This window comes from Sulfurimonas sp., from assembly GCF_027056685.1.
Taxonomy (GTDB): domain Bacteria; phylum Campylobacterota; class Campylobacteria; order Campylobacterales; family Sulfurimonadaceae; genus Sulfurimonas.
In genome coordinates this window covers 1-1801 of record NZ_JALUKE010000244.1, presented here as the reverse complement: position 1 = coordinate 1801, position 1801 = coordinate 1, and the positions used below count along the sequence as shown (strand labels likewise).

At 36.9% G+C, this 1801-nt stretch carries 1 protein-coding gene and 1 pseudogene; both read right to left on the bottom strand.

What is annotated here, in order from left to right:
• Positions 1–159 (bottom strand): annotated as a pseudogene (gene purT / locus MVY38_RS10770) (phosphoribosylglycinamide formyltransferase 2); the annotation flags it as partial.
• A 52-nt stretch (positions 160–211) separates the two neighbouring features.
• Positions 212–1801, bottom strand: a 1590-nt coding sequence (locus tag MVY38_RS10765; RefSeq protein WP_297486116.1) for a flagellar hook-basal body complex protein, incomplete at its 5' end; no start/stop codon positions are given.

Sequence of the window (1801 nt, the reverse complement as noted above, 5' to 3'; positions counted from 1 at the left end):
GTGTGCTACTTGGTGTGCAGGAGCATTTTCATACTTATCTACAGCAATGGTTTCAAGTCCTAAACGCTGTGCTTCTATGATGACCTCTTTACCAAGTTCACCAGAGCCTAGTAACATTACTTTTTTTGAGTTTGATTTTAGTGGAGCAGAAAATTGCATGGGTATAACCTCTTCATTTTTAATAAAGAGATTATAGCAAAAGTGGATTAAATTACTGTTTTAATCCAATGAGAGTTTGAAGAAGTTGATCTGATGTAGTAATAGTTTTACCATTTGCCTGAAAACCACGCTGAATGATGATGAGCTGTGTCAATGCACGAGAGAGATCAACATTTGATGCTTCAAGTGCAGAAGACTGAATAAATCCACGCCCAGCAGTAGCCGCAGTACCGATGATAGGATCACCTGAGTTGGCAGTTTGAATGTAAACATTACCGCCCTCAGTCGAGAGTCCTTCATTGTTTGTAAATTTTGCCATAGCTATTTGTGCTAAACCAAAAGAGTGCCCATTTGAAAAAGAGCCTATAAGTGTTCCAGACTGATCAATCCTAATACCAACCAAATCTCCACCAGTATATCCATCTTGAGAAATTCCAGAAGTCGCTGAATCACTATCGAAACTTGTCATTCCATCAAATTTATTTGCCGTTCCAAAAGATAAATTAATAGTTTGATTTGGCTTAGAACCATTTCCTGCCGTAAAAGAGATATTAGTAGGATCATAACTTGAAAGTGCTCCACTATCTGTAAAAGTTATCTTTCCTCTTTTTTCATTTTTTGGATCTGTTGTATTAATTTCTCCAGGCGTAGGCACTGTTATAGTTGTATCCCATTGATGTGCAGATGTTTTTCTAAATGCCATACGCACTGTATGTTTTGTTCCTAAAGAATCAAATACATCAATACTGCTTGAATGCGTAGCGGCATTAAAAGCCTGAGAATATGATGCTGAACCAGTTTGTCCTGCAGGCAAAGAAGATTCTAATGCTTTCATACTTGTTGTAAATCTTGTATTTTCTGTAGTTGTTGAATCAGTATATGCTGAAATTTGAATATTCAAATCATTTGCTCCATTGGAATTATCGATTACAAATTTCCCGGCCTTATCTACAGTCACTTTTACACCATTACTAGTATTATTCGCATCATTTTTAATCAAATCTCGTAAATCTTTAACAGTTTTAAATTCATCTGTACCTAATGCTGTACTCCCATTATACTTATAAGTATGTGTTGTATTACCTCCATCATAAGAGACTACTATTCCTTGTCCATCTTTTAAAGATAATGCCTCTCCATTACCATTAAACATAATCCCTAAATCACCAGAAGGAACAGTATGCCCATTTGAATCAGTAACCGCTCCTGCATCATCTATCTTATATGCAGGAGAGTAACTCTTTACAAGGGGACCTGAATTTAGATTTGCTTTTAAAACTATCTCTTGTGTTGGCTGTGCTGGCGTTGTAAGCCCTGGCGCAATATTAATGTCTTGAATTGGTGCAGTAGAATCTACCTTACCTGTATCTGTATCACGAAGCCAACCTTGTGCAATAAAACCATTGTTATCTACAAAGTTTCCACCCGCATCAAATTTAAAGTCCCCATCGCGAGTATATTTATATGTATTCCCTGCATCAGGGGATATAATGAAAAAACCATCGCCTTGACTGGAAACATCTGTATTTTTATCTGAGTTTTGAATGGAACCTTGAGAAAAGATTCTTGTCATAGAAGATACGGTAGAACCAAGACCAACTTGTACAGGATTTTTACCACCAAGTTTCCCTTGTGGTGCAGT